This window comes from Pseudomonas sp. Yb2C2, from assembly GCF_052112325.1.
GTDB lineage: Bacteria > Pseudomonadota > Gammaproteobacteria > Pseudomonadales > Pseudomonadaceae > Aquipseudomonas > Aquipseudomonas marginalis.
Map to the genome: position 1 here is coordinate 348,744 of NZ_JAVAJK010000001.1, position 23,725 is coordinate 372,468.

Annotated in this window: 21 protein-coding genes; 5 read left to right on the top strand and 16 right to left on the bottom strand. The window is 61.7% G+C overall.

Going from position 1 to position 23,725, the window contains the following annotated elements; translation table 11 throughout:
• Positions 1 to 50 precede the first annotated feature (50 nt).
• The 6 genes from Q8X51_RS01600 to minC form a co-directional block, all read right to left on the bottom strand.
• On the bottom strand, positions 51 to 218 hold the full coding sequence (locus Q8X51_RS01600; protein WP_162494268.1) for a hypothetical protein: 168 nt from the start codon (positions 216 to 218) through the stop codon (positions 51 to 53).
• A gap of 167 nt (positions 219 to 385) precedes the next feature.
• Positions 386 to 1,675 carry a M18 family aminopeptidase gene (locus Q8X51_RS01605; RefSeq protein ID WP_027603907.1) on the bottom strand — a complete coding sequence of 430 codons (1,290 nt, stop codon included), beginning with the start codon at positions 1,673 to 1,675 and terminating at the stop codon, positions 386 to 388.
• Between the two features lie 116 nt (positions 1,676 to 1,791).
• Complete coding sequence (locus tag Q8X51_RS01610) at positions 1,792 to 2,427, bottom strand: RluA family pseudouridine synthase (RefSeq protein ID WP_027603908.1); 636 nt, start codon at positions 2,425 to 2,427, stop codon at positions 1,792 to 1,794.
• Positions 2,428 to 2,523: 96 nt separating this feature from the next.
• The gene (gene minE, locus Q8X51_RS01615) at positions 2,524 to 2,778 is read right to left on the bottom strand and encodes a cell division topological specificity factor MinE (RefSeq protein WP_003175252.1); all 255 of its coding nucleotides are present in this window, start codon (positions 2,776 to 2,778) and stop codon (positions 2,524 to 2,526) included.
• 3 nt (positions 2,779 to 2,781) lie between these two features.
• Entirely contained in the window at positions 2,782 to 3,594 is an 813-nt protein-coding gene (minD, locus tag Q8X51_RS01620) for a septum site-determining protein MinD (RefSeq protein ID WP_065927233.1), read from the bottom strand.
• A 200-nt stretch (positions 3,595 to 3,794) separates the two neighbouring features.
• The gene (gene minC, locus Q8X51_RS01625; RefSeq protein ID WP_027603909.1) at positions 3,795 to 4,532 is read right to left on the bottom strand and encodes a septum site-determining protein MinC; all 738 of its coding nucleotides are present in this window, start codon (positions 4,530 to 4,532) and stop codon (positions 3,795 to 3,797) included.
• A 119-nt stretch (positions 4,533 to 4,651) separates the two neighbouring features.
• On the opposite strand from minC, the gene Q8X51_RS01630 reads away from it, so the two are divergent.
• The gene (locus tag Q8X51_RS01630; RefSeq protein WP_065927234.1) at positions 4,652 to 5,587 is read left to right on the top strand and encodes a lipid A biosynthesis lauroyl acyltransferase; all 936 of its coding nucleotides are present in this window, start codon (positions 4,652 to 4,654) and stop codon (positions 5,585 to 5,587) included.
• Positions 5,588 to 5,618: 31 nt separating this feature from the next.
• Positions 5,619 to 6,761, top strand: coding sequence for a patatin-like phospholipase family protein (locus Q8X51_RS01635; protein WP_065927235.1), 1,143 nt, complete (start codon positions 5,619 to 5,621; stop codon positions 6,759 to 6,761).
• Positions 6,762 to 6,870: 109 nt separating this feature from the next.
• Here Q8X51_RS01635 and Q8X51_RS01640 read toward each other — a convergent pair whose 3' ends face one another.
• The 7 genes from Q8X51_RS01640 to puuE all read right to left on the bottom strand — a co-directional run bounded on the left by Q8X51_RS01640 (position 6,871) and on the right by puuE (position 13,824).
• Positions 6,871 to 7,656 (bottom strand): outer membrane protein OmpK, encoded by a 786-nt coding sequence (locus Q8X51_RS01640; protein ID WP_065927236.1) that lies wholly within the window; start codon positions 7,654 to 7,656, stop codon positions 6,871 to 6,873.
• Positions 7,657 to 7,886: 230 nt separating this feature from the next.
• Positions 7,887 to 9,236 (bottom strand): nucleobase:cation symporter-2 family protein, encoded by a 1,350-nt coding sequence (locus Q8X51_RS01645; protein ID WP_407693446.1) that lies wholly within the window; start codon positions 9,234 to 9,236, stop codon positions 7,887 to 7,889.
• Between the two features lie 115 nt (positions 9,237 to 9,351).
• A complete protein-coding gene (locus Q8X51_RS01650; protein WP_065927238.1) occupies positions 9,352 to 10,641 on the bottom strand; it encodes a urate hydroxylase PuuD in 1,290 nt (429 codons plus the stop codon).
• Positions 10,642 to 10,692: 51 nt separating this feature from the next.
• Positions 10,693 to 11,196 carry an ureidoglycolate lyase gene (locus tag Q8X51_RS01655; protein ID WP_027603915.1) on the bottom strand — a complete coding sequence of 168 codons (504 nt, stop codon included), beginning with the start codon at positions 11,194 to 11,196 and terminating at the stop codon, positions 10,693 to 10,695.
• A gap of 152 nt (positions 11,197 to 11,348) precedes the next feature.
• Positions 11,349 to 12,344, bottom strand: a complete 996-nt coding sequence (alc, locus tag Q8X51_RS01660) for an allantoicase (RefSeq protein ID WP_065948614.1) — start codon at positions 12,342 to 12,344, stop codon at positions 11,349 to 11,351.
• A 41-nt stretch (positions 12,345 to 12,385) separates the two neighbouring features.
• On the bottom strand, positions 12,386 to 12,901 hold the full coding sequence (gene uraD / locus Q8X51_RS01665) for a 2-oxo-4-hydroxy-4-carboxy-5-ureidoimidazoline decarboxylase (RefSeq protein WP_092486415.1): 516 nt from the start codon (positions 12,899 to 12,901) through the stop codon (positions 12,386 to 12,388).
• Entirely contained in the window at positions 12,898 to 13,824 is a 927-nt protein-coding gene (puuE, locus tag Q8X51_RS01670; RefSeq protein WP_407693447.1) for an allantoinase PuuE, read from the bottom strand. The genes uraD and puuE overlap by 4 nt, the downstream gene beginning before the upstream one ends.
• A gap of 379 nt (positions 13,825 to 14,203) precedes the next feature.
• Here puuE and uraH point away from each other — a divergent pair, with 379 nt between their 5' ends.
• Both uraH and Q8X51_RS01680 read left to right on the top strand, forming a co-directional pair.
• Positions 14,204 to 14,557, top strand: a complete 354-nt coding sequence (gene uraH / locus Q8X51_RS01675; protein ID WP_065927242.1) for a hydroxyisourate hydrolase — start codon at positions 14,204 to 14,206, stop codon at positions 14,555 to 14,557.
• Positions 14,558 to 14,712: 155 nt separating this feature from the next.
• Entirely contained in the window at positions 14,713 to 19,782 is a 5,070-nt protein-coding gene (locus tag Q8X51_RS01680) for a dermonecrotic toxin domain-containing protein (protein ID WP_407693448.1), read from the top strand.
• A gap of 31 nt (positions 19,783 to 19,813) precedes the next feature.
• Here the strand turns inward: Q8X51_RS01680 and Q8X51_RS01685 are convergent, their stop codons facing one another.
• The 3 genes from Q8X51_RS01685 to Q8X51_RS01695 form a co-directional block, all read right to left on the bottom strand.
• Positions 19,814 to 20,440, bottom strand: a complete 627-nt coding sequence (locus Q8X51_RS01685) for a LysE family translocator (RefSeq protein ID WP_159936537.1) — start codon at positions 20,438 to 20,440, stop codon at positions 19,814 to 19,816.
• Positions 20,441 to 20,503: 63 nt separating this feature from the next.
• Positions 20,504 to 21,850, bottom strand: coding sequence for an NCS2 family permease (locus tag Q8X51_RS01690; RefSeq protein ID WP_407693449.1), 1,347 nt, complete (start codon positions 21,848 to 21,850; stop codon positions 20,504 to 20,506).
• 191 nt (positions 21,851 to 22,041) lie between these two features.
• Complete coding sequence (locus Q8X51_RS01695) at positions 22,042 to 22,476, bottom strand: MarR family winged helix-turn-helix transcriptional regulator (RefSeq protein ID WP_065926607.1); 435 nt, start codon at positions 22,474 to 22,476, stop codon at positions 22,042 to 22,044.
• An 81-nt stretch (positions 22,477 to 22,557) separates the two neighbouring features.
• Between Q8X51_RS01695 and Q8X51_RS01700 the strand changes: the two genes are divergently transcribed.
• Positions 22,558 to 23,724 (top strand): aminotransferase-like domain-containing protein, encoded by a 1,167-nt coding sequence (locus Q8X51_RS01700; RefSeq protein ID WP_065948610.1) that lies wholly within the window; start codon positions 22,558 to 22,560, stop codon positions 23,722 to 23,724.
• Position 23,725: the final 1 nt, after the last annotated feature.

Sequence of the window (23,725 nt, forward strand, 5' to 3'; positions counted from 1 at the left end):
GGCGGTCAACCTTGGAAACGACGGGTTGAGCGAGTGTACGAGTGCAAGCGTCATTCGGCCAGTTTGGCGAGGATCTTGTACACCACGGTGCCCAGGATCAGCAGCATGCCGACCCACATGCCGAATACGCCGAGGGGCTTGTCGCGGAAGTTGAAGCCAACGGCGAGCATGATCATGCCGATCAGGATAGGGATAAGCATGGCGTGGAAAGAGGACATGGAGATCATGGGGCGACGGCCTTGTCGGAGTGGGAATACTGACAAGTCTAGGTCGGATTGCAGGAAATGCAGGTGATGCAGATCAGGTGGACGTAAACCAAATGTGGGGGGCAAGTGCGAATCGTCGCACCGCCCCTCCCACATGTTGACGACATCCATTCCTGGTCTTAGGGCAGGTCGTGGCTGGCGTAGAACGCGCCCAACACCTTCACCAGATGCGCCAGGTCATGGCTGCCGCACAGTTCACGAATGGAGTGCATGGCAAACGTCGGCAAACCGATATCCACCGTACGCACACCCAGGTGGCTGGCGGTGATCGGGCCGATGGTCGAGCCGCAGCCCATGTCGCTGCGCACCACAAAGCTCTGCACCGGCACTTCCTGGGCCATGCACAGGTGACGGAAGAACCCGGCGGTTTCGCTGTTGGTGGCGTAGCGCTGGTTGCTGTTGACCTTGATCACCGGGCCGGCATTGAGCTTGGGGCCGTGGTTGGCGTCGTGCTTGTCGGCGTAGTTCGGGTGTACGCCGTGGGCATTGTCGGCCGACACCAGCAGGGATTTCTGAATGGTGCGTACGAATTCATCACCTTCAGGCAACAGGCGACGCAGGGTCTGTTCCAGCATCGGGCCGTCGGCACCGCAGGCCGAGCAGGAACCGACTTCCTCGTGGTCGTTGCACACCAGCACGCAGGTTTCGTCGCTCTCGCTGGTGAGCAAGGCTTGCAGGCCGGCGTAGCACGACAGCAGGTTGTCGAGGCGCGCGCCGGCGATGAAGTCGCCATTGAGGCCGATGACGGCGGCGCTCTGGGTGTCATAGAAGCTCAACTCGTAGTCGAGCACCACATCGGCGTTCAGCCCATGCTCCCGTGCCAACTGCTCGGTGAGCACGGCACGGAAGTCCACGCGTTCATCACCGGCAAATTGCGCGAGGATCGGCGGCAATTCGGTCTGGGCATTGATCGCCCAGCCCTGGTTGGCTTCACGGTTCAGGTGAATGGCCAGGTTGGGGATGATGGCGATGGGCAGCTTAAAGTCGATCAGCTGGCTTTCGACCTTGCCGTCACGGCGGAAGGTGACGCGGCCGGCCAGGGACAGGTCGCGGTCGAACCACGGCGCCAGCAGCGCGCCGCCGTAGACTTCCACGCCGAGTTGCCAGAAGCCCTGGCGTTGCAGCTCAGGCTGGGGCTTGACCCGCAGGCACGGGCTGTCGGTATGGGCGCCGACCAGGCGAATCCCGCCTTGCAACGGCGAATGGCGGCCGAGCTTGAAGGCGATGATCGAGGAATCGTTGCGGGTCACGTAGTAGCGACCGTTGGCTTCGGTGGCCCAGGTCTCGCGCTCGTCGAGGCGCTGGAAACCGGCCGCTTCCAGGCGCTGGGCCAGGGCGGCGGTGGCATGAAAAGGAGTAGGGGAGGCCTTGAGGAAGTCGATCAGGCCTTGATTCAACGCTTCGCGCATAAATAGCTCCAGACAGCAATGCGCGGAGTTTACCGTTCGAGGGCGAGAAGTGCACAGAACAAATGTGGGAGGGGGCAAGTCGCACCGCCCGTCCCACATGTACTGTATTTACAGCTTTAGAAGGGAGCCGGGCACTCAAAGCGCAAGCGCTCGCCGCTTTGCGGGTGAGTGAAGCTCAGCATGCTCGCATGCAGGCACAGGCGCGGCCACGCAGCCAGGGCCTGTTCATGGGCATACAGACCGTCACCGAGCAACGGATGCCCGATGGACAGCATATGCACGCGCAACTGGTGCGACCTTCCGGTAATCGGCGTCAGCTCGACGCGGCACCAGTCGCCACACCGTTCCAGCACTTTCCAGAAGGTCAGCGCGTGCTTGCCGAACTCGTGGTCCACCACATGGCGGGGTTTGGTCGGCGGGTCATAGCGCAAGGGCAGGTCGATGCTGCCGCTGTCCAGTTCCGGCTGGCCCCAGGCCAAAGCGGTGTAGGCCTTTTCGGTTTCGCGGTCGTGAAACTGGCGGGACAGTTCGCGATGGGTATCGGCGTCCCGGGCCAGCAGGATGATCCCCGAGGTTTCCCAGTCCAGGCGATGGACGATGCGGGCTTCGGGGTAGCCGTTTTCCTGCAGGCGGGTGATCAGGCAGTCCTTGTTGTCATCGGCGCGGCCAGGCACCGAGAGCAACAGGGTCGGCTTGTTCACCACCAGGACAGCGTCGTCCTGATGCAGGATATGAATAGTGGACAGCGGCATTAAACAGCCTCGTAACAAACGCCAACGGCGGCTCGACCACCCGGTTCCCGCAAAGGGATCAAGGTGACCGAGCCGCCGTGGCGGCCGCCTGTTCGATCAACGATCAGGCAGGGTGATATTGAGTTCCAGAATCGAGCAGCTGCCGTCATTTTCCAGGGCGACATGCACGTCATCGTTGCCGATATTGACGTACTTGCGGATCACCTCCACCAGTTCCTTCTGCAAGGCCGGCAGGTAATCCGGGGTACTGCGTTGGCCGCGTTCGTGCGCCACGATGATCTGTAGACGCTCTTTCGCGACCGACGCGGTGCTTGGCTTTTTGTTGGCGCGAAAGAAGTCGAGAAATTTCATTGTTTAGTTGCCTCCAAAGATACGCTCGAAGAATCCCTTCTTCTTAACATCGAGGAAGCGATGTTCCACGGTCTTGCCCAGCAAGCGATCAACCGCATCGCTGTACGCCTGGCCGGCGTCGCTCTGGTCGTCGAGAATCACCGGGACGCCCTGGTTGGACGCCTTCAGCACGGCCTGGGATTCCGGGATCACGCCCAGCAGGGTCACGGCGAGGATGTCCTTGACGTCTTCAACACCGAGCATTTCGCCGTTACTGACGCGCTCAGGGTTGTAGCGGGTGAGCAGCAGGTGTTCCTTGATCGGGTCCTGGCCTTCCTCGGCGCGCTTGGACTTGCTGGCCAACAGGCCCAGCATGCGGTCCGAGTCACGTACCGAAGACACTTCCGGGTTGGTCACCACGATGGCTTCATCGGCGAAGTACATCGCCAGGTGAGCACCGGTTTCGATACCGGCCGGGGAATCGCATACCACGAATTCGAAGGTTTCCTTCAGCTCGGCGAGAACCTTGCCTACGCCTTCCTTGGTCAGCGCATCTTTGTCGCGGGTCTGGCTGGCGGCCAGTACGTACAGGTTCTCAAGGCGCTTGTCCTTGATCAGGGCCTGTTGCAGGTTGGCTTCACCGTTGACCACGTTGACGAAGTCGTACACCACGCGGCGTTCGCAGCCCATGATCAGGTCGAGGTTACGCAAACCGACGTCGAAGTCGACGATGACTGTCTTGTGGCCGCGCAGAGCGAGGCCGGTACCGATAGCGGCGCTGGTGGTGGTCTTACCCACACCACCCTTGCCGGATGTAACCACGAGAATCTTGGCCAAGGTGTTTCACCCCTAAGGAAAAAGGACTTTTCAGCCCCTGAAAAACATCTCTTGGAACTCGCCGCAGGCGGACAGCCTTTGTAGGAAAAAGACGGGTTTTCGCAGGAAAAACGCCAACCTTCAAATGTTCCTACGCAAGTAATGCCAGTTTCGCTGTGCTATCAGAGTCTAGAGATGCTTGGAAAATGCGGCAGTATCCGTTAAAGACGGATGATGTTCAACACATCGCCCGACAGGCTGACCTGCACCGCGGCTCCCCACAGTGGATCGCGGCGCAAATCTTCCGAAACCTTGTACTGGCCCGCGATGGACACCAGCTCAGCGGTCAATTGCTGGCAAAAAATGCGCGCCTTGGTATCCCCCTTGATGCCGGCGAGGGCACGTCCGCGCATCGGGCCGTATACATGGATATTGCCATCGGCGAGAAGTTCCGCGCCGGGACTGACCGAAGAGATCACCACCAGGTCGCCGCCCTGGGCGTAAATCTGCTGTCCGCCGCGTACGGGCGTGGTGATTATCTTTGTAGGCTTGATCGTCGGTTCCGCTGGTTTTTCCGGTTTTTTCTGCACTTCGCCGACCAAAGGTTCCAGTGGACGCTCACGCGCGCCGGAGGGTGGCAGTACTGGCAGTTCAATGGCGATGGCTGCGGCAATGTCTTCGATGCGGCTGGCACGAATCGCCAGGGTTCGCAGGCCATGGGAGCGGCACACGCGCATCAGGCCGGGCAGGTCGATGCTGCCCTGGCCGGCCGGCAGTTTGTCCAGGGCCAGTACCAGCGGGGCGTTGTTGAAGAAGTTCGGCGCCAGGGCAACCTTGGCGGCGAGCTGGCGGTCCAAGGCGTCGAGGTCGTTGCGGGCCAGTTCCAGCACGGTGATGGCGAGCATGCTGCCTTTCAGCTGGAACACGGGATCTTGGTCTAGCGGTTCGGTTTGGCTCATGGTCGGCAAAAAGCGGCTTGTCACGAAAAGTGTCGAGACTTATAACGAGAACACTCACTGGCCGCAAGCCGAGTCGAACCGTTGTAGAATGCGCGGCCCTGTCTTTCCCGGAATCTGTAATGGATCGCCCGCGTTTTCGAGCTGTATTTTTTCACCCGCGCTTTTGGCTGTTATGGCTGGGACTCGGCCTGCTCTGGCTGGTGACCCAACTGCCGTACCGTGCGCTGCTGACCATTGGTCGCCTGCTGGGTGCAGGCATGTACCGTGTGGCCGGCGAACGTCGCCGCATCGCCGCACGCAACCTGGAACTGTGCTTCCCGGAAAAAACCGCTGCAGAGCGCAAGAAGCTGCTCAAGGAAAACTTTGCCTCCACCGGCATTGCCTTCTTTGAAATGGCCATGAGCTGGTGGTGGTCGCGCCAGCGCCTGGCGCGCCTGGCCCATGTCGAAGGCCTGGAACACCTCAAGCAGGCCCAACTGGATGGCAAGGGCGTGATCCTCATGGCCCTGCACTTCACCACCCTGGAAATCGGTGCGGCCCTGCTGGGGCAGAAGCACACCATCGACGGCATGTACCGCGAGCACGGCAACCCGCTGTTCGACTATATCCAGCGCCGTGGCCGCGAGCGGCATAACCTCGACTCCCTGGCGGTCGAGCGCGAAGACGTGCGCGGCATGCTCAAGCTGCTGCGTGCCGGTCGCGCCATCTGGTATGCACCGGACCAGGACTACGGCGCCAAGCAAAGTCTCTTCGTGCCGCTGTTCGGCATCCAGGCCGCCACCGTGCCTGCCACCAGCAAGTTCGCCAAGCTGGGCAAGGCGCTGGTGGTGCCGTTCACCCAGGAGCGCCTGGCGGATGGCAGCGGTTACCGCCTGGTCATCCACCCGCCGTTGACCGACTTCCCCGGCGAAAGCGATGAAGTCGACTGCCTGCGCATCAACCAGTGGGTCGAAGCCTCGGTGCGTGAATGTCCCGAGCAATACCTGTGGACCCATCGCCGCTTCAAGAGCCGGCCACCGGGCGAACCCAAGCTGTACGAAAAACGTCGTCGCTAAGACCGACTTTCCCCCCACGTGGAGTGATGCAATGCGCGCAGCTGAACCGGTTACAGGCTTGATTCTTTCCGGCGGCGGGGCGCGAGCGGCGTATCAGGTGGGGGTATTGGCGGCGATTGCCGAGCTGTTGCCGCCGGGGGCGCCCAATCCGTTTCCGGTGATCGTCGGCACGTCGGCCGGTGCGATCAATGCGGTGAGCCTGGCCAGCGGTGCGATGGACTTCACGGCGGCCATCCAGCGCCTGACCGCGTTCTGGCAGGGGTTTCGCAGCCACCTGGTATTGCGCAGCGATTGGCCGGGGGTGGTGCGCCAGGCGAGTCGCTTCTTTACCCACAGCTTGCTGGGCCTGGGCCGGCAGTTACCGGTGGCGCTGCTCAACAGCTCGCCGCTGCGGGACTTGTTGCAGGACAAACTGCATTTGGCAGGTATCGACGAGGCCATCCGCCAACAGCACCTGCATGCGGTCGCCGTCACGGCCTTCGGCTATGAATCCGGGCAGGCGGTGACCTTCTATCAGGGCGGCGGCACCATCGACGCCTGGTTGCGCCATCGGCGTATCGGTGTGCCGACGCAACTCACGGTTGAACACCTGCTGGCCAGTTCGGCGATCCCCTTGCTGTTTGCCCCGGTGAAGCTCGACCAGGAATACTTCGGCGACGGCGCGGTGCGCCAGTCGGCGCCCATCAGCCCGGCGCTGCACCTGGGGGCGACCCGGGTGCTGGTGGTGGGTGTCAGCGGTAACCCGCGGGGCAATGAACCGATGGCGCAACGCACCTATACCGGCCAGGAGCCGACGTTGGCCCAGATCGGCGGGCATATGCTCAACAGCACGTTCATCGACAGCCTGGAAAGCGATATCGAACTGCTGGAGCGTCTGAACCAGTTCAGCCATCACCAGCCAGCCGACAGTGCGGCCCGTGGCCTGGCGCCGGTGGAAGTACTGGTGATTGCGCCAAGCCAGCCGATCGACGAAATCGCCGCAAGGCATCGGCAGGAATTGCCGGCGGCATTGCGTCTGTTCCTGCGTGGGCCGGGGGCGACCAAGACGAGCGGGGCAGGTGTGCTGAGTTACTTGCTGTTCGAGGCGGGGTATTGCAGCGAGTTGATTGAGTTGGGCAGGAAGGATGCGCTGGCCAAGCGTGAAGAGATCATGCGGTTCCTGGGCTTGGCATGAACCCTTGTAGGAGCGAGCTTGCTCGCGAAGAACCCATAGGCACCGCTTTTGTTCTGAATAAACGCGGTGATCTCTGGTTTTTCGCGAGCAAGCTCGCTCCTACAGGGGGTCAGAAGTGGTACTTGACCAGGAAGCTCGCCGTGTCCTGGGTCGTCTTGAACGCGCCGGAATCCTCGATCCCGTACTTGTTCTTCCAGTAGTCGTATTCAAAGCCCACGTACAACTGCTTGTCGCCCCAATGCAGTGCCTTGCCCAAGTCGTATTTGACCTGCGGGTTGAAGTGCAGGTTGGCGTGGTAAGTGCCACGGGCGTTCTTGTCGTTGTCCACCACCCAATCCATAAAGCCGTCGATCAGGATGTCGGAGTTGCCCACCGGCAGGGTGTACGACCATACCGGGGTGATCTGCCATACACCGTCGCCTGGGCGATTGCCTTCGGTCTGGCGCTGGTAGAAGTTCAGCTGGAAGTAGTCGAAGCCCGGGATGTTCAGGTCGAAGCCAGGGCCGAGCAGGTACGACTCGTTGTCGCCTTCGCCGAACTCATACGTGAAGGCCAGCAACACATCCTTGATCGGGCCGAAGGACAGGTCCTGGTCGAAAATCTTACCGAACGACAGTCGCGGGCTGATCTCACCGTAGTACGTGCTTGGGCCGACGTTGCCGTCTTCCTTGCCGTTGTAAAAGATGCGGTCGACGAAGACGAAGTTGTCGCCGTACTTCCAGGCATCGGCATGTTCGAACGTGACGGTTTGCTGGATCTGTGGGTTGACGGTAAAGCTCTTGCCCCACAGATACGTCAGGCTGTTGTTCTGCCACTGCAACAAGTCACCGGCCACGGCCTGGCCGCCGGCCAGCAGGGATCCCGCCAGCATCAGGCCTTTGAACAGAGGTTTCATTCGGTTGCTCCCGAGTTAAAGTTTTATGGTTTTTCTTCTACACAAGCGCTCTGGTGCGGCGCCTTTGGTGGTTACAAAAGTGGTCTGAATGGTCAGCTTTATTGCTACAGCAAGACCCGCGCCAAGGCGGCAAACAACCGTCGATTCAAGCGGGCGCGGAGAATACTGGCTCCCACGTCAGGGCTCAAGTGCGCCGTTACAGCGCGCACAGGGCGACAATGGGGCATGTGTCAGGTGTGGGCGGGGTCGACTACGGGGCGTTCGGCCCCGCCGAGAATGTTGAACAGGATATTCAGCGACAGTGCGCTGAGGGTCGCCATGGCGATGCCGCTGTGGGTGATCGGGCTCATCCACACGGGCAACTGTGCGAAGAACTCCGGGCGCACCACGGGGATCAGGCCCATGCCGATGCTCACCGCCACCAGCAACTGGTTGCGACGGTCGGCGATATCGGCCTCCTGGAGGATCTTGATGCCGGTGGCCGCCACCATGCCGAACATGGCGATCGCCGCCCCGCCGAGCACCGCCGGGGGAATCGACGCCACCAGGTACGCGGCCTTGGGCAACAGGCTGAGCACAATCAGGAAGGCACCGGCCATCATTGTCACCGAACGGCAACGCACGCCGGTCATCTGCACCAGGCCGATGTTCTGCGCGAAGGAGGAGTGGGTGAAGGTGTTGAAGAAACCGGCGAAGAACGACGCACCGGCATCACACAGCAAGCCACGGCGCAGCATTTTCGGCGTGACGTCCTGGCCGGTGATCTTGCCCAGCGCCAGGAACATTCCGGTGGATTCGACAAAGATGATCACCACCACCAGGCACATCGACAGGATCGGCGCCAACTCGAACCTCGGCATGCCGAAGTGCAGCGGCGTCACCACTTGCACCCACGGCGCCCAGGCCAGGCCGCTGAGGTCGACCATGCCGATGGCCCCGCACAAGGCGTAACCCAGGCCCATGCCGATCAGCACCGAGATATTCACCCAGAAGCCGCGCATGAAACGGTTGATCAGCAGGATGGTGGTCAGTACCAGGGCGGCAATTGCCAGGTAAATCGGTGAGCCGAAGGTGGCGGCTGCGCTGCCGCCGCCGGCCCAGTTCACGGCCACGGGGAATAGCGACAGGCCGATGGCGGTGATCACGGTGCCGGTCACCAGCGGCGGAAAAAAGCGCACGATCCTGGACATGAACGGTGCGATTAGCATGCCGAAGAACCCGGCGGCGATGGTGGCGCCGAAGATTCCCTGCAGGCCGATACCGGGCATGCCGGCCATGGCGACCATGCTGCCGACAGCGGCGAAACTGGCGCCCATCATCACCGGCATACGGATGCCCACCGGGCCGATGCCGAATGACTGCACCAGGGTGGCGATGCCGGCTACCAGCAGGTCGGCGTTGATCAGAAAGGCGATTTCTTCACGGCTCAGGCCGGCGGCCTGGCCAATGATCAGGGGGACGGCGACGGCGCCGCCGTACATCAGCAAGACGTGTTGCAGGCCTACCAGAATCAGTTGCAAGAGGGGCAGCCGCACCATGGCGGGAGCGGCAGGAATCTGCGGTTCGACTAACTCGGTCATGCAACACCTCGGATCTTTTTTATTTTTGTGTTGTGTGGAACGCAATCTTCAAAACACTGCAGGTCCAAATGTGGGAGGGGGCAAGCCCCTCCCACATTGGAACTATGTGAATCTGTTAGTTGGTACGCGCCCCCTGATTGATCCATGTGCCAATCAAATCCCGCTCCTGCTGGGTCATCTGGGTGATGTTGCCCAACGGCATGATCTGGCTCGCCACCGCCTGCGCCTGGATGCGCGCCGCCTGTTGCTGGATCTGCGCCGGGGTATCGAACATCACCCCGGCCGGTGCGGTGCTGAACAGCGGGCTGGTGGGTTTGGCCGAATGGCACACGGCGCAACGCTCCTGTATCACCCCGTGGACCTTGTCGAAATCAACCGTCGCCTGGGCAGGCGCAGGTGCAGCCGCGGGTTCGGTCGCCGCAGGCGCGGCGGGTTTCAGGCCACCCCCCAATGCGGTTTCCGGCAACGGTTGGTACTCGATGGCCGCAGGTGCCTTGGCAATCGGTTCGGCCGGCTTGGGCCCGGTCACATACGCCAGGCAAATCATCGCCAGTGCGCCCACCGGCAAGGTCCACGCATACTTCTGGCTGTTATGCCGCGTGTTGAAGTAGTGCCGCACCAACACCGCCGCCACCGCGATCCCCGCCAGGATCAGCCAGTTGTATTGGCTGCCGTAGGTGCTCGGGAAGTGGTTGCTGATCATGATGAACAGCACCGGCAGGGTGAAGTAGTTGTTGTGCCGTGAGCGCAGCAGACCCTTGGCCGGCAGGGCCGGATCGGGGGTGCGGTTCTCGGCGATCGCCGCCACCAGCGCGCGCTGCGCCGGCATGATGATGCGGAACACGTTACCGACCATGATGGTGCCGATCACCGCGCCCACGTGCAGATACGCACCCCGGCCGCTGAACACTTTGCTGAAGCCGTACGCGGCGGCAATCAACAGCACGAACAGGATCAAGCCGAGCAGGGCAGGGCGTTTGCCCAGGGCCGAGTCGCAGAGGAAGGAGTAGATGAACCAGCCGGCGAACAGTGAGCCGATGCCCAGCAAGACGCCTTCGCTGCCACTGAGGCTGCTGCCGGGGGCGAGCAGGTACAGCGTCGGGTTGAGGTAGAACACCACGCACAGCAGCGCGACGCCCGACATCCAGGTGAAATAGGCTTCCCATTTGAACCAGTGCAGGTTGTCCGGCATGGTCGGCGGGGCCAGTTTGTATTTTTCCAGGTGGTAGATACCGCCACCGTGGATCGCCCACAAGTCACCGGACAGGCCGTCCTTGGGGTTGACGCGGTTGAGGTTGTTTTCCAGCCAGACGAAGTAGAACGAAGCGCCGATCCAGGCGACGCCAGTGATCATGTGAACCCAGCGCACGCTGAGGTTCAGCCATTCCAACAGATGTGCTTCCACAGTCTTTACCTCTCGCCTGTCACCCTTGTTGTCGGGTGATCCGGCCTTCTCTTATTGGTGGGGGGCGAGGATCAACCGCTCATCCTCTTTGAAAAAATGCTCATCGCAGTTATTGCCTGTGCCACTGCGATCAACCACCAGGAAGTCATCCCGCTTTTCGATCGTCAGCACCGGGTGGTGCCAGACGCCGCGATGGTAATTGATGCCCTGCCTGCCGTTGGTGACGAAGGCGCGGACCAAGCCTGATACAGGTGCATCGCCAAGTGGCGCGACCACGATCAGAAAGGGGTTACCGAGCAGCGGAATGAAGGCCTGGCTGCCCAGCGGGTGTCTCTCCAGCATGCACACGGTCAGCGGCATATCCAGCGCGTCGGCGCGGAAGATGCTGATGATCGCGTTGTCTTCAGGCTGTGCGGTTTCTACCGTTGCCAGCTTGTGAAAGCGCATGGTCGACCCGTTGTTGATCATGAAGTGATCGCTGCCATCGGTTTCGATAACGTCTCCGAAAGGGGCGAAGGCTTCTTTGGTCAGGGGTTCGATCATCAGTGTGCGCATGGCTGTCTTCTTTTCCGAATGCTGTGTTGTTTGATCTGCTTGTTTTTGTAGTGAGCGGGCTTGCCCCGCGCTGGGCTGCGTAGCAGCCCCAAAAGACAGGGCCGCTTCGCGCCCCAGCGCGGGGCAAGCCCGCTCACCACAGGGTTCACCGCTTACTTGGCTACTTTGCCCAAAACCCGCAGGCGGCTCACACCGCCATCCGGGAACACGTTCAGGCGGATGTGGGTGATCGGGCCCAGTGCCTTGATCTGCTCGGCGAAGGTGTGTTCGGCGTGCATTTCCAGTTTCTGCGCCGGCAGCAGTTCGCGCCAGAACAGCGATTGGGTTTCGATCTGGCTGTCGGTGCCGCCCTTCACGAAGGCGCCCTGGATCGAGCAGGTGTCCGGGTAGTTGCCCTTGAAGTGCAGGGTGTCGACGATGATTTTCTCGATTTCGCCGGGGTGGCCCAGGGCGACGATCACCCAGTCATTGCCTGGCGTGCGACGGCGGGCGGTTTCCCAGCCATCGCCCATGTTGACGCCACGGCCTGGGTTGAGAATGTTGCTCATGCGCCCGAAGTGTTCATCGGAACACGCCAGTGCGCGGCCACCGTTCAATGCGGCAGCCAGGTCGATCTGTTCGTTGTCGCCCACTGCCGACCAGTCGCGGAACGGCACGCCGTACACCCGCAGACGGGCCACGCCGCCATCCGGGTAGATGTTGAAACGCAGGTGGCTGAACGCCTGGTCGTTGCTGATCTCGTGGTAGTGGTGGCTGTTGCCTTGCAACTCGACGGCCGACAGGACTTCTACCCACTGGGTGTTGTCGTCAGGCTCGCCCGAGGCCAGGAAGCAGGCTTCCAGGGACGCCGACGGCGGATAGTTGCCGGTGAAGAATGACGTGTCGATGTCCACGCCCTTGATCGAACCCGGTACGCCCAGGCGGATCACTGCGCTGTCGTAGCCTTCGAAGCGCTTGCGGCGTGACTCCCAGCCGTCCATCCACTTGCCGTTGTCATCGAAAACGCCCTCCTTCCACACGGCCGGGGTCGGCTGGAACAGGCGGTTGGCGTCGGCGAACCAGTCATCTGTCACGGAGATGATCTTGGTGCCCAGGCGGGCGTCGGCCAGGTTGACGAACTTTTCGAAAGGTACGGGTTGCGCTTTCATTCTTCTTGTCTGCCTTAAATAGAGTGGCTGGGGATGGTGGTTTAGAGGGTCAGTAAACGGAACAACGCGATCTTGTTGATCTCGTCCAACGCGCACTTGAACTCGGCATCCACCGAGTTGTGAATGCGCGTTTCGAACGCGGCGAGAATCTGGTGCCGGTTGCTGCCTTTTACCGCCATGATGAAGGGAAACTTGAACTTGGCCTTGTAGGCATCGTTCAGCTCGGTGAAGCGTGAGAACTCTTCGGCCGTGCAGTGGTGAATCCCCGCGCCAGCTTGCTCATCGGTGCTGGCTTGGGTGAGTTGGCCCTGGACGGCAGCTTTGCCGGCCAGGTCAGGGTGAGCGTTGATCAACGCCAACTGACTGGCGTGATCGGCACTCAACAGGATGTCGCTCATGCGCTGGTGCAGGGTTTCGATCTGGTCGATCGAGGCGTCCTGGCCCAGGTCGAAGGCCTTTTCGGCCACCCATGGCGAGTGTTCGTAGATGTCGGCGAAGGCGTGGACGAAAGCGTCACGGCTCAAGGTCGAGGGTTTCAGCGTCTGGAAGGTGCTCATTTGGCCGCTCCCGGGAACGGGTGGGTGGCGTGCCAGTGGCGGGCAATGTCGACGCGGCGGGTGAACCAGACCTGTTCGTGACCCTTGGCGTATTCGATAAAGCGCTTCAGCGCGGCCAGGCGCGCCGGACGGCCGATCAGGCGGCAGTGCAGGCCGATGGACAACATCTTCGGAGCCTCGGCGCCTTCGGCATACAGCACGTCGAACGCGTCCTTGAGGTACTCGAAAAAGTCATCGCCCTTGTTGAAGCCCTGCACCTGGGTGAAGCGCATGTCGTTGGTGTCCAGGGTGTAGGGGATCACCAGGTGCGGCTTGCCGGTGGGGGTGTTGGGTTCCCAGTAGGGCAGGTCGTCGTCGTAGGTGTCGCAGTCGTAGAGGAAGCCGCCTTCCTCCATCACCAGCCGTCGCGTGTTGGGGCCGGTGCGCCCGGTGTACCAGCCCAACGGACGCTCGCCGGTCAGTTCGGTGAGGATGCGGATGGCTTCGAGCATATGCTCGCGCTCCTGGGCCTCGTCCATGTATTGGTAGTCGATCCAGCGGTAGCCGTGGCTGCAGATCTCGTGGCCGGCGTCGACCATGGCGCGGATCACATCCGGGTGGCGCTGGGCAGCCATGGCCACGGCGAAGATGGTCAGCGGAATGTCGAATGCCTTGAACAGCTTGAGGATGCGCCACACGCCGGCACGGCTGCCGTATTCGTACAGCGACTCCATGCTCATGTTGCGCTCGCCCTGCAGCGGCTGGGCCGAGACCATTTCTGAAAGGAAGGCTTCGGACTCTTTGTCACCGTGCAGGATGTTGCGCTCGCCGCCTTCTTCGTAGTTGAGTACGAACGACAAGGCGATGCGTGCCTTGCCCGGCCAGTGGGGGTGAGGAGGGTTACTGCCGTAACCGATCAGGTCGCGTGGGTAGTCAGCGCTCACTGCAGTCTTCCTTCTTGTTCGTGGTAGCAAGTGTGTGGCGGCCAGCGGAAAGACTGGGTGGCGTCACAGCGATGGGCTGATTGTATACAACTTAATGGTCACTTTGTAAGCCTGTATTTCCGCATTTTTTCCGTGGAGTTGCCGCCGTTCAGCGCTGCAAGAAACTTGCCCGATTGGTCAGTAAACGGACAAAAGGTCTTTTAAAAGCAAGGCTTGCTGGGAAATTCCGTTGAGGATCGAGACGTCGCAGCATGTGCGAAACTTTGTGATTTTTATTGTGTACAATTTTTATTAAAAGTGTCTTAATCGGCCCATTAGCGGCTTTTTGATGCCCCGTAAAGGTGCAGCCTATTTCACTTCATGCAAGGGAGCCCGCCCCATGGGACGACTGACGACACACGTACTCGACGCAGCCCACGGCTGCCCCGGCAGCGCCATCCAGGTTGAGCTGTACCGCGTCGACGGCGCGCAGCTGGAACTGGTCGCCACTGCGCTGACCAACAGCGATGGCCGCTGCGACGCGCCGTTACTGCAAGGTGATGACTACCGCAGCGGTGTCTACCAATTGCAATTCAGCGCCGGCGATTACTACCGCGCCCGCGGTGTGCAATTGCCGGAGCCGGCCTTCCTGGATGTGGTGGTATTGCGCTTCGGCATCAGCGCCGAACAGGATCACTACCATGTGCCCCTGCTGATTTCGCCCTACAGCTACTCCACCTATCGCGGTAGCTGAGTCGTCACCTCGCTTCACACCCCCAAAGCTCTTCGTTGGTTTCGCCCGCGCACACTGCGGGCTTTTTTTTGCCTGCCGGTTTTGCGCTCAACTATGTAGCGCCGCAGTGGTCCGTCCGTTGCCTAGCCTTTTCCTTCCATATACAGGGAGGCGATATGAGCACGGTAACGGACAATCAGTTGGACCCCATCAGAGCCGGGTTGACCCGGCGTATCAACGCAACGGCGCAACCGAGCCGGGTCATCAATGAACTGCACAATGCGGGCCTGCGCTGCGAGGTCACGGCCAAGGGCCTTGGGCAGTTGCTCGACCGTGCGCCACGGATTGGCTCGATCATTCGCCAGGCCTTGCGCGACGCATTCGGTGTCGACCCCGACACCCAGTTGCTCAAGGTGCCCCTGGCGCTTGAGGGCATGCCCCACACGCGGGACTTGGTTGAGGCCAGCCTTGGGCTACTGGCGGCGCGGCAGCAGACGCCCCCGGCCCCCGTCCCGGATGATCGGGCCGGGCAGGCGCTGAGCCAAGCCTTAGGGCCGGACTGGCCCAGTCGCTTCGACACCGTAATGGCCCGCTACTGGGACGGCCTGGCCGCAGACTCATGGCGATCAAGGCGAGCCCGCTGGCATGAGTTGTATCAGGCCTTTCTTGCGAGCCAGGCCGTACTCGCCCATGGCGTGTTCGAGTTGTCGGATCATGGCCTGGACATGGTGCAAAGCCTGCTCGACGCGCCGACGGCCGAAGCGCGCCAACGGGCGGGCGGCGACTGGGCGAGCTTGAACGTATCGTCGCTGTACTGGCCACTGAAAGGCGCGACGCCCGTGGCCTTGAGCGGCGGGTTGCACCTGTACCGTGCGGGCCAGCGTCATCAGCGCCAAGTGATTTTTCTACCGGGGTTGGCCCAGGGATTTCACGAATTCGGCTCCTTGGTCCAATTGCAGGAGGCGTTGCCGGCATTGGTCAGTCGCTACCTGGACGGCTGGTGGCAGCGTTTGCCGCTGCGTCAACGACACGCGGTGCCGGACCTGTTCGTTGCTGAATTTCCCGGGTTCAGCCTGCAGCCGGCAGACCCCATTGAAGACGATGCACTGCAACAGGCCGCCGACGCTTTACTCGCCACCCAATGGCAAAACGAATGGGACACTGTGGCGCAGGTCAACCTGGCCTTGTTGTTTCCCCGGGACGCCATCCGCGGTACCCACGGCAGCCTCGTCGAGCGCTTACGCACGGTTGAGCGGCAGCGGCGGCAGTTGATCCCGCTGCGTCCGTCCTTGCATCGAGCGCTGGAGACTTTGCTGGGCTGGGACGCACACCGATGTCGTGATCACATCCACTTTGCCAGCCTGGCCCGCGAGCTGCCCAAGGGTGCCTGTGAACAGACGGTGGCGCGTTATGAGCAAGGCTTGTTGGCGCTGCTGGACCCTGCCGATGCCAGCCAAGAGACCCCAGCCTGGGCGCAGATGCAGGTGCTGCATCAGCAATGGCAAACCCATCAATCCCAGGCATTGGCGATGCTGGAGGCGCATGAAGCAAGTCTTGGCGACCTGGATTTCTGGAGTCGAAAAGTCGCGGGGCAACCGCCCAGGGGCGTCCTGTTATTGCGGGCCCGGCGCGGCGCGCTCGAGAGCGAGGCACGGTTGCAGTGCCACCTTAAATTGATCAGCGAGGGCCAGCAGCAACAGGTCGCGCAGGGCATGGTCAAGCCCGGCGCCACGTGGGTAACGGGGGTTGTGATTGAACACCAGCGCCTGCTGGGCGCGCTGGTTATCTGCACGGCTGAGGCCGTCCAGCAACCGGTGATGTTGTATGTGCCTGGACGGCAGGGAGGGCTTCAGGCGTTTGCATCGCTGGCAAGGTTGTCCGAAGCACTCAGCGCCAGCTTCAAGGCGATCGACCGTTCGCCGCTGTGGGATTGTCTGCATCGCACCCAGCGCAGTGCCGTCCTGGCCAAGGTCCGAGCGTTGAAGGTCGACGAGCCGGTGAGCGTCGAGTATCCGCAGATCGACGGCGACGGCTTGCTGCTGGCGATCAAAGAGCAGATTAAGGGCTTCAATCAGCTCGACCATCTGTTGGCAGCCGGCGAGCCCGTGTTCAGCGAAGTCAGTGATCCGTCGTTCGCCAGGCTGGCGCTGGCGGATGAGGCGGTCAACAGTCTGCAGGTGCCACCTTGCGAGGCGTTTGAACAGGCCCTCGCCAGCGTGCAACTACTGCGGCTTGCCGCTGCCGAGCGCAAGCGGCTTCCAGCCTGGCTGGAGACCGCGCAGGCTTGGCCGCGCAAGCGTTATCGGCGCCTACAGGCGTCATCCCTGCGCAGTTGGCAGGCGCTGGAGTCAGGCGTATTCGAGCGTTTGCCGGCACTGACGGTGTTTGCCCGCGACGCGTTGATCAAGCGGCTGCAAGATGACGGTTTTTACCCTGGGTTGGATATTGACCAGCCGCTGTTGGACATGCCCGATGATGTCAGCGCCCATTGGGTGGGGCATCCAGAGCGGGCGGTGGGGGAGTCCGGCGCGAAAATCGTGGTCAGCCAGGAGCGGCAGACCTACAGCCTGTTGCAATTGGCGTTGCATAACCTTGATGCGAAAGCGCCCTGGGCACGTTGGCGGCTGCAGAAGGCCCATTATCTGCAGCCAGCCTGGAAGGATCGCCTCAGCCCCGACTACTTGCTGGCCACGCTATCGAGGCTGGACCTCGCACAGCGCTATGCTCAACAGATTCGCCAGGCGTTTTATGGCGACCCCCACAGCGACGATCCACAGACCCTGCGACCAGCATTGCTGCGTGCGTTCAAGCAGGCGGCGCAGTGGCATCTGTTCAGCGCCGCCAACAGTGGCCTGAGCGCGCCCGGCCAGCGTTTGTTCGCGCTGGCATTGGCGGCGCAGAGCCGTGCCGATCTTGAGCGTGACGGCCACAGCGTGCAGTTGTGCACGGTCAGGCTGGAGGCGCTGACACTGCCGGCGCCACGGCATATCGCCGGCGTGGTGGTGATCATTGACGAGGTGGATGATCGCTGCGTGCTGTATTGGCCTGACAGCCCTGAACAACCGAGCATTACCGAATACAGCGGCCTGGCAGAGGCCCGCACGGCGTTGATCGGGCTGGCCTCGACGCCGGGCGCAAAGGCTGCGCTGGCCCAAGGGGTTGCCCCGGGGTGGGAGGCTGATGGCCTCGCGGGGTACCCGAACGACCTGCGTGTTGAGGTCGGTTGGATGGAAGGGCTGCTCCGTTATGCCCTGGGTTCCGACGTGTTTCATCTGGCGCGCTGGTTTAACCGCAGTCGAGTGTTTCCGGCCAAAGACTTGAGTGCGATTGAGGCGGAAATTGACGAGCAGCGCACTCATTCCCCAGACAATTGGTTAGGCATCACTCCCACCGAGGGCAATCACCTGCTTGAGCTACTCGCCCACTCCCGCGTATTGACGGCGCAACGCCAGGCTTATAGCCAGTGCAACTCCGATGACGAATTGAAGGTGTACCGCGCGTGGCGTCTCGGCGAGCAGGCCGATACACGGTGGCGAGGGCTGTTGTCATTCGTGCCGGTGCTGGGGTTGGGGATCAAGCTGTATGAAGTGTTATTGGCTGCGCGGCGGCTTCATCAGCAGCATTCACCTGAAGGAATTTTCGAGTTGGTGACCAGCGTGCATATGTTCGTGCTCGAAGTGGCCATGACGTTGCTCCCCGTGCGGGGTTCCCGAGCCGGCGCCAAGCCGCAGGCGCCCAATATGAGCCGGGTCTTGCAAAGGCTGCATCGTCAGCAGCACTTGGCGGCCGGCGGCAGTTTTTTCATGCGTACCTCATTGCCCGCCAAACGGTTCAAGGGCTTGGAAGGCTACCGCAGTCCGAGCGCAGCAGGCGATGGCATCGCGCTAGGCGGGCGCAACAAAGGCAGCTACCTCAAGGATGGCGAACAATTTGTGGTGGACGGCAGGGACCACTATCCCGTTTATCGTCGGCCGGGTGAGTCTGCTTTGCGTCTGAAAAACCGACAACGCCCAGGAGAAAATGAATGGCTGCTGCAGATCGACGAACCTCGACAGTGGCTGCTGGGCGCCGATGCTCCCGAACCGCAGCCGGGGCCCAGTACGGCGTTGTTCCGGCCCTGGGAGCGGCCTGCACCCGGCACGTTCTGGGCTGTTCGTTCACGCCCGACGGCGGAGCGCGTACGCAGCCAGCCGGTGTTGACCGAGAGCTATTGGCAGGCCTGGGGGCACGAGGTGCCCGGAGTCTCGCCGCAGGTGTTGTCGGCGTCCAAACGCTTGTACCGGGTGTATGGCGAGGCGCCTTTCGATGCCGTGAAGCTGGGGGAGAACTACTTCGAGATAGTGCCCGGTGGCCTGCACGCGCCCCATGATGTGGTCTTTGTAAAAAGCCCCAGGGCCCTGGCCCATAACGCAATGGATGACCTTGACCGCTGGTTGGGCGTCAGTCTGGGTGAACAGCCCATTCCCTTCGTCTATGGCGCAGACGGCCGCTGGACGCCTCATCAACCCCTGTTCAATCGCCCCTTGGCGGAGTCGGTCGGGGCTGTTTTTCCAGGCCTGACCCAGGGGAGTCGGCGTTTCGCCGTGCAGCGTCTGGTGGAAGTGGCCGACAGCAGCCGCTCGATGACAGCGACGCGGTTGTTGAACCTGCGCACCACGCTCGACGATTGGCTGCCCGCCGTGCCGCGAGCGGCGGGGTACACCGATGACTTGCTGAAAATGCTCCGGCCGATCGAGTTAGAGGGCAAGTTCAGTGTGAATATCAGCGTAGATGGCTTAGGGCCTGGGTTTGAGCGGGTGGACTTCCTGGTGCCTTTTAGGCTGGAGCCGCGTCTGCTGGACAAGCGCACAGCGCCGGCCTCAAGCAAGATCATCGTTGCTCAGAATGCAGTCAGGCAGGTGTTGGAGCGTCAGGGGTTTCACCTGGAAACGGTGCCCAAGGGCAATCGCGGCGACTTGAACAACTTTATCGTCACGCACCCTAAATCCAACAACGTATATTTCATCCTTACGCGTTGGACGGATTCGAGCAGCATTCCGTTGTCGTCCAATAGGATCTTGCAGTTATCTGACGTGTGGTTCGACCGCAAGCTCGCCAGCCGGGGCAGCCAACGCAGTGTGCAATACGAAACCGTCAAGAAGGCCATCAAAGAACGTCGCCTGGTCCGGCTGGTGGGGGGCATTCAGCAGGACACGCGCGGGTCGACGTTCACGGTGTTTTTCAGCCGCGTGGCCGGGTTGGACTGACCCCGACGCACCCGCGCCGGGGCTGGCAGGCTCAGCGGCTCAATAGCGAGGCCGCGCCCGCACCACTGAACAGCCCGGCGCTGATGCGGTTGAACCAGCTCTGGCCTTTGCCGCTGCGCAGGTAGCGCGCGGCACCGTGGGCACCCAGGCCGTAGGCCAGCTTGCACAACAGGTCGAGCACGGTCCAGGTGGCGATCATTATCAGCAACTGCGGCAGGAACGGCTGCTGGCTGCTGAGGAACTGCGGCAGGAACGCGGCAAAAAACAGGATGTCCTTGGGGTTGCTGGCGCCCAGCACAAAGGCCCGGCCAAACAACGCGCGAAAGCGCGGCACGGGCGCTGCCTGCGGAACCTCCGCGCCACGGGCCGGCAGGCGCGACTGCTGCCAGCTCTGCCAGGCGAGGTAGAACAGGTACAGTGCGCCGACGATCTTCAAGGCGCTGAACAACTGTTCCGAGGCCAGCAACAGTGCGCCCAGGCCCAGGGCCGAGGCGCTCAACAGGCAGATCGAGGCAAACACCCCGCCGAGAAACGCCGGGTATGAACGGCGCAGGCCGTAGTTGAGGCTGTTGCTGATCATCAGCAATGACAACGGGCCTGGGATCAGGATCACGATCAAGGCAGCGCCGCTGAACAGCAGCCAGGTTTCCACACTCATTCCATTCCTCCATTCATGCAAAAGCCCCGCCCGAAGGCGAGGCGGTGTTCGCCACTTCCGCGGTTACAGGAAGATAAACTTGGCGATGAAAATCGCGCACAACGCCCACAGGCTCACGGAAATTTCTTTGTGCTTGCCCGTGCCGGCCTTGAGCGCCACATAGGTGATAAAGCCCAGGGCGATGCCGTCGGCGACCGAGAAGGTCAGCGGCATCATGATCATGGTGACAATCGCCGGAATGCTGTCGGTGGCTTCGTCCCACTCGATATGCGCCATGCCGCTCATCATCAGCATCGCGACATAGATCAACGCGCCCGCCGTAGCGTACGCCGGGATCATGCCGGCCAGCGGCGCAAAGAACATCGCAGCCACAAACAGCACGCCCACGGTGACGGCGGTCAGCCCAGTGCGCCCACCGGCGGCCACGCCTGCAGCGCTTTCCACATAACTGGTCACCGGCGGCACGCCGACCATCGCACCGAACACGCTGGAAGCACTATCGGCTTTCAGGGCGCGGGACAGGTTTTCGATCTTGCCGTCGGCGTTCACCAGCCCGGCGCGCTGGGCCACGCCCATCAGGGTGCCGGCGGTGTCGAACATATGCACGAACAGGAACGCAAACACCACGCTGATCATGCTGATGTTGAACACGCCCATCACGTCCATCGCCATCCAGGTCGGGGCCAGGCTTGGCGGGCTGGCGACAATGCCCTGGTACTGCACCAGGCCCAGGCCCCAGCCGGCCAGGGTTACGGCGATGATGCTGAGCAGGATCGCGCCGAAGACGCGGTGGTAGCTGAGGATCGCGATCAGCAGAAAGCAGATGGCCGCCAGCAGCGGGGCAGGCTCATGCAGTGAGCCTAGCTTGATCAAGGTGGCCGGGCTGTCGACGATGATACCGGCGGTCTTCAGGCCGATCACGCCCAGGAACAAACCGACGCCCGCGCCCATCGCGTGGCGCAGGCTGACCGGGATGCTGTTGAGCAGCCATTCGCGGATGCGCGACAGCGTGAGGATCATGAACAGCACACCGGAGATAAACACCGCACCCAAGGCGGTCTCCCAGTTGTAGCCCATGGTGCCGACCACGGTATAGGTGAAAAACGCGTTCAAGCCCATGCCCGGTGCCAGGCCCACCGGCCAGTTGGCGTACAGGCCCATCAGCAGGCAACCCAGGGCGGCGGCGATACAGGTGGCGACAAAGGCCGCGCCGTGATCGATACCGGCGTCGGCCATGATGTTGGGGTTGACGAAGATGATGTAGGCCATGGTGATGAAGGTGGTGAGCCCGGCGATCAGCTCGGTCTTCACTGTGGTGCCATGCAGGCGCAGTTTGAACAGGCGTTCGAGCCAGCCGTTCTGTGAGGGGGCAAGGTCCAGCGGCGAGGCTTCGGATTTGCGGCTATCCACAGCGAGTACTCCTCAAGCATTTTATTGTTATGTCCAGCGCGGGGCGCTGTGAGGTACTGGCGGGTTTTGTTGACCAATAGGTCAGGAACTCGCACGAAGCGAATTATGCTTTTGTATACAAAGAAAGCAAATAATGTTTTCTATTTTCTGCGTGAAAAGGATGAAAGGCAAAGCCAGGGCGCCACCGAGGATCAAGGCTGGCCTGCAAGTGCCTGGTTGACTGCGAGCCAACCGTTTACCGCTTCTTCGCCCGCTTCGGCGAAGGCGCGCTGCAACAACTTCACCTGTTCACGGCGCAGCGATTGCTCGAAACGCTGGCCTTCTTCGGTCAATTCCAACAGGCGTTTGCGCTTGTCGGTCTCGGACGCAACGCTGTCCACCAGGTGCATCTCCTGCAATTGGCGCAAGGGCATGTTCAGCGCCTGCTTGCTCACACCGAGCAATTCCAGCAGTTCCTTGACGCTCAGCGCCGGGTAGCGTGCGATAAAAAACACGATGCGCTGATGCACCCGGCTCAGCCCACGGCGCTCAAGCATTTCATCGGCCTTGGCAGTGAACGCCTGGTAACCGAAGAAGAACGCTTCCATGGCTTGTTGCTGGCTGCTTTGGTTTTTAAGGTCAAGCATATTGACGTATCCACTCAAGCTGTCGTAATTTCGGTCAACCAGTTTGACGTATTTCCAACAGGCTTCGCTAGCGGTGACCTTATGGCCTTCTCTGAACGTGTTACTCGCCTCAAAAGCTCCTTGATCCGTGAAATCCTCGCGGCCGCCCAGCGCCCGGAAGTGATGTCGTTTGCCGGTGGCCTGCCGGCCGAAGCCATGCTGCCGGCGCTGGACTGGGATGATATGCCGCTGAACATCGGCCAATACGGCATGAGCGAAGGCGAGCCGCAGTTGCGTGAACTGCTCGCCGCCGAGGCACGTGCGTTGGGTGTGCCGTGCCAGGCCAGCCAGGTGCTGGTGGTCAGCGGTTCCCAGCAAACCCTGGACCTGGCGGCCAAGCTGTATATCGACAAAGGCACCAGGATCCTGCTGGAGGGGCCGACCTACCTGGCCGCCCTACAGATCTTCCAGCTGTTCGGCGCCGACTGCCTTACCGTGCAACTGGAAGCCGATGGTCCCGACCTGACCAGCCTGCGCGCCAACCTCGAGCGCCATCGCCCAGCATTCGTCTACCTGATCCCGACGTTCCAGAACCCTTCGGCCGTGCGTTACAGCGAAGCCAAGCGCGAGGCCGTCGCCGCCTTGCTCGATGAGTTCGGCGTGACCCTGATCGAAGACGAACCCTATCGCGAGCTGACCTTCGACGGCGGCAGTGCGCAGCCCATCGTCGGCCGCTTGAAAAAAGCCAGCTGGATCTACACCGGCACGGTCTCCAAGACCCTGCTGCCCGGCCTGCGCGTGGGTTACCTGATCGCCAGCCCGGACCTGTTCCCGCACCTGCTCAAGCTCAAGCAATCGGCGGACCTGCACACCAATCGCGTCGGCCAGTGGCAGGCCATGCAGTGGATCGGCACGCAGAAATACCAGCAGCACCTGGTGGAACTGCGCGGTTTCTACCGTGAGCGCCGCGACGCATTCCAGGCTGCGCTGGCGCGTCACTTCGCCGATCTGGCCGACTGGCAAGTGCCCCAGGGCGGATTATTCTTCTGGCTGACCTTGAAACAGCCGCTCGATACCCGCACCTTGTTGGCACCTGCGCTCGATCAGGACGTCGCGTTCATGCCCGGTGAACCGTTCTTTTCCGAGCCGGACCAGCATTTAGGCTCACTGCGACTCAATTTCAGCCATATCGACCCGGCCCGCCTGGACGAAGGGCTCAAACGCCTGGCCGCGGTGGTCCGTCAAGCACAGCACGCGCAAGCGGCATAAG

Coding starts and splice junctions, on each gene's coding strand:
- Q8X51_RS01600 (WP_162494268.1), bottom strand. CDS start 218: ATGTCCTCTTTCCACGCCATGCTTATCCCTATCCTGATCGGCATGATC.
- Q8X51_RS01605 (WP_027603907.1), bottom strand. CDS start 1,675: ATGCGCGAAGCGTTGAATCAAGGCCTGATCGACTTCCTCAAGGCCTCC.
- Q8X51_RS01610 (WP_027603908.1), bottom strand. CDS start 2,427: ATGCCGCTGTCCACTATTCATATCCTGCATCAGGACGACGCTGTCCTG.
- minE (WP_003175252.1), bottom strand. CDS start 2,778: ATGAAATTTCTCGACTTCTTTCGCGCCAACAAAAAGCCAAGCACCGCG.
- minC (WP_027603909.1), bottom strand. CDS start 4,532: ATGAGCCAAACCGAACCGCTAGACCAAGATCCCGTGTTCCAGCTGAAA.
- Q8X51_RS01630 (WP_065927234.1), top strand. CDS start 4,652: ATGGATCGCCCGCGTTTTCGAGCTGTATTTTTTCACCCGCGCTTTTGG.
- Q8X51_RS01635 (WP_065927235.1), top strand. CDS start 5,619: ATGCGCGCAGCTGAACCGGTTACAGGCTTGATTCTTTCCGGCGGCGGG.
- Q8X51_RS01640 (WP_065927236.1), bottom strand. CDS start 7,656: ATGAAACCTCTGTTCAAAGGCCTGATGCTGGCGGGATCCCTGCTGGCC.
- Q8X51_RS01645 (WP_407693446.1), bottom strand. CDS start 9,236: ATGACCGAGTTAGTCGAACCGCAGATTCCTGCCGCTCCCGCCATGGTG.
- Q8X51_RS01655 (WP_027603915.1), bottom strand. CDS start 11,196: ATGCGCACACTGATGATCGAACCCCTGACCAAAGAAGCCTTCGCCCCT.
- alc (WP_065948614.1), bottom strand. CDS start 12,344: ATGAAAGCGCAACCCGTACCTTTCGAAAAGTTCGTCAACCTGGCCGAC.
- uraD (WP_092486415.1), bottom strand. CDS start 12,901: ATGAGCACCTTCCAGACGCTGAAACCCTCGACCTTGAGCCGTGACGCT.
- uraH (WP_065927242.1), top strand. CDS start 14,204: ATGGGACGACTGACGACACACGTACTCGACGCAGCCCACGGCTGCCCC.
- Q8X51_RS01680 (WP_407693448.1), top strand. CDS start 14,713: ATGAGCACGGTAACGGACAATCAGTTGGACCCCATCAGAGCCGGGTTG.
- Q8X51_RS01685 (WP_159936537.1), bottom strand. CDS start 20,440: ATGAGTGTGGAAACCTGGCTGCTGTTCAGCGGCGCTGCCTTGATCGTG.
- Q8X51_RS01695 (WP_065926607.1), bottom strand. CDS start 22,476: ATGCTTGACCTTAAAAACCAAAGCAGCCAGCAACAAGCCATGGAAGCG.
- Q8X51_RS01700 (WP_065948610.1), top strand. CDS start 22,558: ATGGCCTTCTCTGAACGTGTTACTCGCCTCAAAAGCTCCTTGATCCGT.